The sequence below is a fragment of the Kaistella sp. genome, assembly GCF_032060305.1.
In the GTDB taxonomy this organism is placed as follows: Bacteria; Bacteroidota; Bacteroidia; order Flavobacteriales; family Weeksellaceae; genus Kaistella; species Kaistella yananensis.
This window is the reverse complement of record NZ_DAMBHK010000025.1, coordinates 18,799-28,127: the sequence shown is the minus strand read 5'-3', so window position 1 is coordinate 28,127 and position 9,329 is coordinate 18,799. Positions and strand designations below refer to the sequence as shown.

General features: G+C 38.9%; 10 protein-coding genes. All 10 read left to right on the top strand.

Annotation, left to right across the window (positions count from 1 at the left end; all coding sequences use genetic code 11):
- A partial coding sequence (locus V5N63_RS05405) for an efflux RND transporter permease subunit (protein WP_332033128.1) occupies window positions 1-317 on the top strand: 317 nt, incomplete at its 5' end.
- Window positions 318-327: 10 nt separating this feature from the next.
- Window positions 328-1,542: a TolC family protein gene (locus tag V5N63_RS05400; protein WP_332033127.1), complete on the top strand. Its 1,215-nt coding sequence runs from the start codon at window positions 328-330 to the stop codon at window positions 1,540-1,542.
- Between the two features lie 60 nt (window positions 1,543-1,602).
- Entirely contained in the window at window positions 1,603-2,169 is a 567-nt protein-coding gene (locus V5N63_RS05395) for a cytochrome b/b6 domain-containing protein (protein WP_332033126.1), read from the top strand.
- A 16-nt stretch (window positions 2,170-2,185) separates the two neighbouring features.
- Window positions 2,186-3,316: an efflux RND transporter periplasmic adaptor subunit gene (locus V5N63_RS05390; RefSeq protein ID WP_332033125.1), complete on the top strand. Its 1,131-nt coding sequence runs from the start codon at window positions 2,186-2,188 to the stop codon at window positions 3,314-3,316.
- A gap of 208 nt (window positions 3,317-3,524) precedes the next feature.
- Window positions 3,525-4,946 carry an anthranilate synthase component I family protein gene (locus tag V5N63_RS05385; protein ID WP_332033124.1) on the top strand — a complete coding sequence of 474 codons (1,422 nt, stop codon included), beginning with the start codon at window positions 3,525-3,527 and terminating at the stop codon, window positions 4,944-4,946.
- An 8-nt stretch (window positions 4,947-4,954) separates the two neighbouring features.
- Window positions 4,955-5,521, top strand: coding sequence for an anthranilate synthase component II (locus V5N63_RS05380; RefSeq protein ID WP_332033123.1), 567 nt, complete (start codon window positions 4,955-4,957; stop codon window positions 5,519-5,521).
- 10 nt (window positions 5,522-5,531) lie between these two features.
- Window positions 5,532-6,518 (top strand): anthranilate phosphoribosyltransferase, encoded by a 987-nt coding sequence (gene trpD / locus V5N63_RS05375; RefSeq protein ID WP_332033122.1) that lies wholly within the window; start codon window positions 5,532-5,534, stop codon window positions 6,516-6,518.
- A gap of 9 nt (window positions 6,519-6,527) precedes the next feature.
- Complete coding sequence (trpC, locus tag V5N63_RS05370) at window positions 6,528-7,301, top strand: indole-3-glycerol phosphate synthase TrpC (RefSeq protein WP_332033121.1); 774 nt, start codon at window positions 6,528-6,530, stop codon at window positions 7,299-7,301.
- A 2-nt stretch (window positions 7,302-7,303) separates the two neighbouring features.
- The gene (locus V5N63_RS05365; RefSeq protein ID WP_332033120.1) at window positions 7,304-7,930 is read left to right on the top strand and encodes a phosphoribosylanthranilate isomerase; all 627 of its coding nucleotides are present in this window, start codon (window positions 7,304-7,306) and stop codon (window positions 7,928-7,930) included.
- Entirely contained in the window at window positions 7,917-9,098 is a 1,182-nt protein-coding gene (gene trpB / locus V5N63_RS05360) for a tryptophan synthase subunit beta (RefSeq protein WP_332033119.1), read from the top strand. Before V5N63_RS05365 ends, trpB begins: the two co-directional genes overlap by 14 nt.
- The last annotated feature ends 231 nt before the right edge of the window (window positions 9,099-9,329 follow it).

The window sequence follows — 9,329 nt, the reverse complement described above, 5'->3', positions numbered from 1 at the left end:
TGCTTAACGGAATTGTATTGATTGCAGAGTTTAACCGACAGAAGGAAATTCATTCAAATTTGAATGAAGTAGTGCGCATCGGTGGTAAAATGCGGCTCCGTCCGGTATTGATGACGGCTTTGGTTGCCTCGCTCGGATTTTTGCCGATGGCGATAAGTCAGGGTGAAGGTGCGGAAGTACAAAGACCACTCGCAACAGTAGTGATCGGAGGTTTACTACTCGCAACCTTCCTTACGCTTTTCATTTTGCCAACCGTTTATATTTGGTTTGAAAAACATTTTCCCCAACGTAAAAAAAACATTAACCTAGATGAATAATTTTAAAATAATGAAACCTAAATATCTCAGTCTGTTTTTAATATTGTTTTTTCTGAAAAGCTTTTCGCAAACTCCAATTTCTTTGGAAAATGCGTACGAAAGAGCAATTCAGAACAATTTGAATTTAAAGTCGGGCCAGCTGAAAGTTGATTATCAGAACCGCATCCAAAATTCTGCTCTAGCGATAGATCCTTTGAATATCAATGCAGAAATAGGACAAATTAATTCTGCGTATGTGGACAACGCTTTTTCCGTTAACCAAACGCTGCGGCTGCCGAAATTCTATAAAACCCAAAAACAGGTTTTGACGGAACAGTGGAAAAATGCAATGCTGGGTCTGGATGTACAGAAATGGCAACTGAAAAGGGAAATCGCTTTGGTTTACAATAATCTGAATTATCTGGACGAAAAACAGAAACTCCTGAAAAAAGCCGACAGCATTTATTCAAATTATTACAAACGTTCCGAAATTCGGCTGAAAGCAGGTGAAAGCAACATTCTGGAGAAAACCACCGCTGAAGCTTACCGAAGCCAGGCCGAAATTCAGCTCCAAAGTTTGATGAAGGACCGCGAAATTTCACTTCATCAGTTCAATTATCTGATTAACGATGGTGAAATATACGGGAATGAAAAAGGGAGTTTTTATCTTTTGAATTTGGATTTTGATGAGAATTTTAGCGGAAACCCTACAGTTTTGTCGCAACTCGAGCATCAGAAAAACATTGAAAATGCAAGACTTGAAGCTGAAAAAGCCAAACTTTTACCGAGTTTCAATCTCGGAATAAATTCAACCACCATGAAAGGTAACGGTTCAGATGATAAGTATTATAACGGAACTCACCGTTTTCAGAGCGGTTTGGTTGGCGTGGCGCTTCCGGTTTTTAATTCTGCACAGAAATCATTGATTGAAGGCCAGAAAATTAACCAGCAGATTGCCGAAAACAATTACGATATCGCTGTTCGTGACTTTAAAAATAGATATGCAAAAACCTACGGTGAATATCAGAAACTGAAATCTGAAATCGATTATTATAAAACAAAAGGTTTAAAAAACGCTCAAACCATCATGTTTACAGCAGATTTACTGTCTAAAGAAGGTGAAATCAACTATCTGGAATATACCATTTTAGTGAATCAGTCGCTTGATATTCAGAACAGATACATCGATGCTCAAAATAATTTGAACGAAAAAATTATAGAACTCAATACGCTCAAAAATAAGTAAAGAATTTTTTGCTGCGAAGTTTCAACTAAAACTTCAAAACGAAATTTAAAAATAAAAGCTATGAAAAAATTCACAACACTCCACAGGCTCATCCACTGGTTAATCGCAGTTTCAATGCTGGTACTTTTTGCCACCGGATTTTTAAGAATGTACTGGATGTCTAAAAAAACAATCACTACAGCTGTCTCCGCAGAACTGAGCAAAAATAATGTTCAAGTGCCCCAGGAAAGTGTAGTTGGCATCGCGAAAAGCATCATTAACCCGATGTTCGATTGGCATATCAATTTCGCGTATGTGCTTGTTTTCGCTTACATTTTAAGAATAATATATCTATTAGCTAAAGGCGTAAGATATCCTAATCCTTTCTCCAAATCATCTACAGGAAAAGAGAAACTTCAGGGAACTGTGTACAGTATTTTCTATATTTTGTTGGCGGTGCAGATCCTCACCGGTTTTGCGCTGATGTGGGAGCTTGCTTCAGAACAGGCGCTGGAAAGGGCAGAACAGATACACAAATTTGCGGTCTACTGGATGCCTGTATTTGTATTACTACATTTTGCTGGAATTACAGTAGCAGAACTCACGAATAAAAAAGGAATTGCCTCTAAAATGATTGGCGGAGAATAATTAAACCATTAAAAAAATGAAAAAATCAATTATAGCAGTGCTTTCCGGGGTTCTTTTATTCTCCTGTTCCAAAAAGGAGGAAACGGTAACCCAGGAAACATACGCCATTTCCGGCGACCAAATCACACTCACCGATTTACAGAAAAAAACCGCAGGAATTGAAACTACAACCCTTAGTAACGAAAATATTGCCAACAAAATTCTGCTTACCGGGCAGATCAATGTGCCGCCAACAGGAATGGCAGGCGTGTCTTCTTCCACCGGAGGAATTATTAAAACTGCACGTTTTGTACCCGGAAATTATGTAACCCGCGGTCAAACTTTAGCAATGGTAGAAAATCCTGATTTGGCAAGGCTTCAGCAGGAATATCTTCAGGCAAGATCCAACTTGGGTTATGCGCAGAAAGATTATGACCGCCAAAAATATCTGAATAAATATCAGGCAAGTTCCGATAAGGTCACACAGAAAGCCGCCAGCGAAGCCCAGTCGCAGAGCGCTGCCGTCCGTGGAATTGAGTCTCAGCTTCGTTCATATGGTATCAGTCCGGGAAGTGTGAGTTCCGGCAATCTCAGGAAGTCGGTGGCAGTGGTCGCACCAATTTCAGGTTATATTTCGAGAGTGAATGCGACTATTGGCCAATATGTTTCTTCCGCCGATGTTTTGTATGAAATCGTAAATAACGGACAAACGCATCTGGCTCTGAAAGTCTTTGAAAAAGATCTTAATAAAATTTCCGTCGGACACAAGGTTTATGCATTTACAAACCAGAATCCTGAAAAAAAATACGCCGCCACGGTGAAATTAATCGGTAAAGATTTTGCGCCGGACCGCAGCGTTTTCATCCATTGCGATTTGATTGATAAGGATGAAAGCCTTATCCCCGGAACCTTCATGAATGCAGAGATTGAAGTAAATGCTGAAGAAGGATTTGTAATTCCGGACGATGCCATTGTGACCTGGGAAGGCAAACAGTATGTTTTCGAGGAATTGAAACCCAAAACCTACAAAATGTTTCCCGTAACTATTGGAAATTCCGAAAACGGCTTAACCGAACTGCTTAATTTTGACGTTAAAAATGCCAATAAAGCCTTTGTAACCAAAGGAGCATATCATTTGCTTATGGCACTAAAGAATGTTGAAGAATAAATTTTTTAATTTTTTTCTTTTAAAGTTCGAAATGATTTATATATTTGTCCCAATGAAAACGAACAACAATACAAACTGGTGGTGGCCTCAAAACTTTCAAAGTCTTGAGCACTGCTCTTTTGTGTAAAAATTTATATTTTATCAAAAAATAAAAAAGACTTTGACGTAATGTTAAAGTCTTTTTTTTTATTTAAAATCTTCCCAAATAATGAAATTCAATCAGAAAATCAAACTGAAAACTACGGTAAAATCGACGCTCAGCGACCTTTTTACTCCCATCGGAATTTACCTTCGTCTTCGCGATCAGTTCCGCGATACCATTCTTCTTGAAAGTGCCGGAAACCAAAATACCGACAATAATTTTTCCTTCATCGCAGTAAATGCAATGGCCGGAATTGAAATTAAAAATTACACTGAAGCCCAGATTAAATTTCCATTAGAAAGTCCCGAAACTCTAAATATTGAAACTGAAAAACTGACAGATTTACTTCAGAATTTTTCAAAAGTTTTTGAATGTGAGCAGCCAAATCATGAAATCGGGAAATCTGCTCAGGGATTTTTTGGTTACACTTCTTACGATGCTATTCCGTTTTTTGAAAATATAAAATTCAAGGAACTTTCAGAAGAAAACAGAATTCCAATTTTGCGTTACCGACTTTACCAGTACGTGATTGCCATCAATCACCATAATGATGAAATGTTTTTAATCGAGAATAAAATCGCAGGATTAAAGTCTGAAGCGGCAACCATCGAAAATTTAATCCAGCAAAAAAATGCGCCGGTTTTTCCATTTCAAAAAATAGGTTCTGAAGAATCAAATTTAACAGACGAAGAATACAAAATTTCAGTGGAAACTGCCAAAAAACACTGTTTCCGGGGCGATGTTTTCCAGTTGGTTTTAAGCCGAAGATTTCAGCAGAAATTTATCGGAGATGAATTCAATGTTTACCGTGCTTTGCGCAACATCAATCCTTCACCTTATCTGTTTTTCTTCGATTACGGAGATTATAAACTGATGGGTTCCAGTCCGGAGAGTCAGTTGATTATTAAAGACCAGAAAGCCGTTATTCATCCCATCGCAGGAACATTCAAACGCACCGGAAATATCGGGGAAGATTTGAAATCTGCCGAAGAACTCAGAAAAGACCCAAAAGAAAATGCCGAACATACGATGCTTGTTGATTTGGCGCGAAATGATCTAAGCATTCTCGGAAAAAATACAACGGTTTCAAAACTCAAGGAAATTCAGTTTTTTTCTCATGTCATTCACATGGTTTCAGAGGTTACCGCCGATGTTTCAAAAGATCAGAATCCGTATGAAATGATTGCAACCACCTTTCCGCAGGGAACTTTAAGCGGAGCACCAAAATACCGCGCCATGCAGCTGATTGATGACTATGAAAAGACTTCGCGCAGTTTTTATGGTGGATCAATCGGTTTTGTCGGATTCGACGGAAGCTGCAATCAGGCGATTATGATCCGCACTTTTTTAAGTAAAAACAATACTTTATTTTATCAGGCCGGAGCCGGAATTGTGGCCAAATCTTCTTCAGAAAATGAACTGCAGGAAGTCAATAATAAATTAGGCGCACTGAAAAAAGCAATTCTTAAAGCAGAAAAATTAGTTTAAAATATCTCATGAAAATATTAGTTTTAGATAATTACGATAGTTTTACCTACAATCTTGTTCAGATGATTGAGCAGATTATGGGTGAAAAAGTAGAGGTGTTCCGTAATGATCAGATTTCTTTGGAAGACATTGAAAAGTACGACAAAATCATCCTTTCCCCAGGTCCCGGAATTCCCCAGGAAGCCGGAATTCTTCTGGATCTTATTAAAAAATATGCTCCTACAAAATCAATTCTCGGTGTTTGTCTCGGTCAACAGGCGATTGCGGAAGCTTTCGGCGGAAGTTTAATCAATCTCTCAGAGATTTTCCACGGTGTTGCAACCGAAGCAACTCAAATGAGAGACCATAAACTTTTCAAAAATTTACCTGAAAAACTTGAAGTTGGCCGGTACCATTCCTGGGCCGTAAATCCTGAAGATTTTCCAGATGAACTTGAAATTACAAGCGTGGATGAAAGCGGAATGATTATGAGTCTGAAACACAAAACCTACGATGTGCACGCCGTTCAGTATCATCCGGAAAGTATTTTAACACCTCATGGAAAACAGATTTTAGAAAACTTTCTGACTTCTTAAAATCAAAAAAATGAAACAGATTTTACAATATTTATTCAATCACAATACGCTTTCAAAAGCGGAAGCAAAAGCCATTCTCACAGAAATTGCCCAAAACAAATTCAATGAAAATGAGGTCACTTCTTTTGTAACCGTTTTCCTCATGCGCAGCATTACTTTGGAGGAATTGGAAGGCTTTCGCGAAGCACTTTTGAATCTTGCAGTTCCTGCGAATTTGGGAACCGACGATTTGGTCGATATTGTGGGAACCGGCGGCGACGGAAAAGACACGTTCAATATTTCCACATTGGCAAGTTTTGTGGTTGCCGGCGCCGGCCAGAAAGTCGCGAAACATGGCAATTACGGTGTTTCAACTGTTTCAGGTTCGTCAAATGTACTGGAAGAACTTGGTTATCAATTCAAAACAAATACTGAAGATTTACAGAAAGATCTCGAAAAAGGAAATATTTGCTTCCTTCATGCGCCACTTTTTCATCCGGCATTGCGATCTGTAGCGCCGTTGAGGCGAGGTTTGGGTTTGCGGACTTTCTTCAACGTTTTAGGTCCGCTGGTGAATCCTGCAAAGCCGAAATATTCCATGATTGGCGTTTACAGCTTAGAAATTGCACGTATTTATCAGTATTTATTACAGAAAAAAAACGAAAACTTTCTGTTGGTGCACGCGCTCGACGGATACGATGAAATTTCGCTTACCGGTGACACCAAAATCTTTGATAAAAGCGGCGAATATATTTTCTCAGCAGAAGAATTAGGATTTAAAAATATTGAGCCCGAAACGATTTTTGGCGGAAATACAAAACAGGATGCGGCTCATATTTTCAAAAATATTCTCGAAGGAAATGGTACATACGAGCAAAATTCTGTGGTTTTGGCAAACGCTGCGATGGCGTTAAAGAATACCGGAAAATTCGGCGAATATAAAGATTGTTTGCTTCTGGCAAGGGAAAGTCTTGAAAACGGGAAAGCCCTGCAATGCTTGAAAAAGATCTTAAATTAAAATTGAGGAATGAATATTTTAGACCAAATCATAGAAAGAAAAAAACAGGAAGTTTCAGCGGCAAAATCAAAAATTACGGTTGAGCAACTGCAGGATTCTGAGTTTTTTCATCGCCAAAAGTTGTCATTAAAAGATTCCCTGAAATCAAAATCCGGAATTATTGCAGAATTCAAAAGAAAATCTCCAAGCAAAGGATTGATTAATGGCGAAGCAGATGTTCTGGAAGTGGCAAAATCTTACGAAAATTGCGGTGCCAGTGGAATCTCGGTTCTTACCGATACTCATTTTTTCGGCGGAAGCATTCAGGATATTCTCAATATCAGAAACGAAATTAACGTTCCCATGCTGCGAAAAGATTTCATGGTAGATGAATACCAGTTTTACGAAGCAAAATCAATTGGCGCAGATGTAGTTTTACTGATTGCCGCTTGTCTTTCACCTTCACAGGTAAAAGATTTCACCAGTCTTTCTCACGAGTTGGGAATGGAAGTTTTGTTGGAAATTCACACGGAAGCGGAACTGAATCATTTTAATAAAGACATCGATTTGGTCGGAATCAACAACCGGAATCTGAAAGATTTTAAAGTCGATTTGCAGCATTCAGTCAACCTGAAAAATCTTCTTCCAAAAGATACGCTGTCTGTTGCAGAAAGCGGAATTTACAGCGTGGAAGATTTCAGATTTCTAAAAGAAAAAGGGTTCAACGGATTTTTAATGGGCGAATATTTTATGAAAAACCAGAATCCGGGAAAAGCATTTGAAGAATTTGTAAATTACTTTTAAACATGAAGCTAAAAGTGTGTGGCTTAACAAAAACAGATCAAATTCATGAATTAATTTCGATGAAGATTGACTTTTTGGGCTTTATTTTTTACAAAAAATCACCACGATATGTTTTAAACCATTTAAGTTTAAGCCAGATTTCCGGAATTAAACATTCAGGAAAAGTGGGAGTTTTTGTAAACGAGTCAGTTGAAAATATTGTAGCAATTGCTGAAGATACAGCGTTGAATTATATCCAGCTTCATGGCGACGAAGAAGAAAACTTTATTGATGAACTGCGGAATAAACTGAATAAAGAAACAAAAATTATAAAGGTTTTCAGAGTAGGTAAGGAATTCGAAAATTTAAAATTTAAAATTCAAAATTTAAAATCAGATGTAGATTATTTTCTTTTCGATACCGATTCCAAAGCATTTGGCGGAACCGGAAAAACCTTCAACTGGCAGATTTTAAATGAACTCGAAATTCCCAAACCTTATTTTCTGAGCGGCGGAATTTCTCCAATAAATTTTAATGATATTCAAAATATTAGGCAGCAACCTTTTGCGCTCGACATCAATTCTAAATTTGAAACCGAGGCAGGAAACAAAGACTTGGAAAAAATAAAAAACTTTTATGAAAAATTATAAAAACCCTGACGAAAATGGATATTACGGCGAATTTGGCGGTGCCTTCATCCCGGAAATGTTATACCCAAATGTTGCAGAATTAAAGGAAAAATATCTTCAGATTGTCGAATCTGCTGAATTTCAGGAAGAATTTCAGGATTTGCTGAAAAACTATGTAGGAAGAGCGACACCACTGTATTTCGCTAAAAATTTAAGCGAAAAATACCAGACTCAAATTTATTTAAAAAGAGAAGATTTGAACCATACCGGCGCGCATAAAATCAACAACGCACTCGGACAGACTTTACTCGCCAAAAAACTTGGCAAACACCGCATCATTGCCGAAACCGGTGCCGGACAACACGGCGTTGCTACGGCGACAGCCTGCGCACTTTTAGGTCTGGAATGTATCGTTTACATGGGCGAAATCGACATTGCGAGACAGGCTCCCAACGTTGCCAGAATGAAAATGCTCGGTGCCACAGTAATTCCCGCAACTTCAGGTTCCAAAACCCTGAAAGACGCGGTGAATGAGGCGTTGCGCGACTGGATCAATAATTCCACAACCACGCATTACATCATTGGAAGTGTGGTGGGTCCGCATCCGTTTCCCGATTTGGTGGCGAGATTTCAAAGTGTCATTTCTGAAGAAATAAAATGGCAGCTGAAAGAGAAAACCGGACGTGAAAATCCAGATTTCGTCATCGCCTGTGTCGGCGGTGGAAGCAATGCTGCAGGTACTTTTTATCATTTTGTGAATGAAGAAAATGTAAAATTAATTGCGGCCGAAGCCGGCGGTTTTGGAGTAAATTCAGGGAAATCTGCCGCAACTACTTTTCTCGGAACTTTGGGCGTTCTCCACGGCAGCAAAAGCCTGGTAATGCAAACAGAAGACGGACAGGTCATTGAGCCGCATTCCATTTCTGCAGGTTTGGATTATCCCGGAATCGGGCCTTTTCACGCCAATCTGTTCAAAGAAAAGCGCGCAGAATTTTTCTCCGTTAATGATGATGAAGCGCTGAAGTCAGCTTTTGAACTCACCAAACTCGAAGGAATTATACCGGCTCTGGAAAGTGCGCATGCTTTGGCAGTTTTGAACAAAAAAACCTTTGCAAAGGACGATGTAGTGGTCATCTGCCTTTCCGGGCGCGGCGACAAAGACATGGAAACCTATCTTAAAAATATTTAAAATTGTTTGGGCGCCTTATCCGGCTTCGCTACTCGCTTTTTTTTGGCAGCTTCGCGGACTCAGCCGCCAAAAAAGAGCTCAGACAGGCCGCTCGATCCGAGGCGCGGGCTTCGGTTTAATAATAAAAATAAGTAATTTGTAAGAACATGAACGAACACAATAAAAAACTCAATATCTACTTTACTGCCGGGGTTCCGGAGTTGGAAGACACGACAGAAATTCTGAAAATTA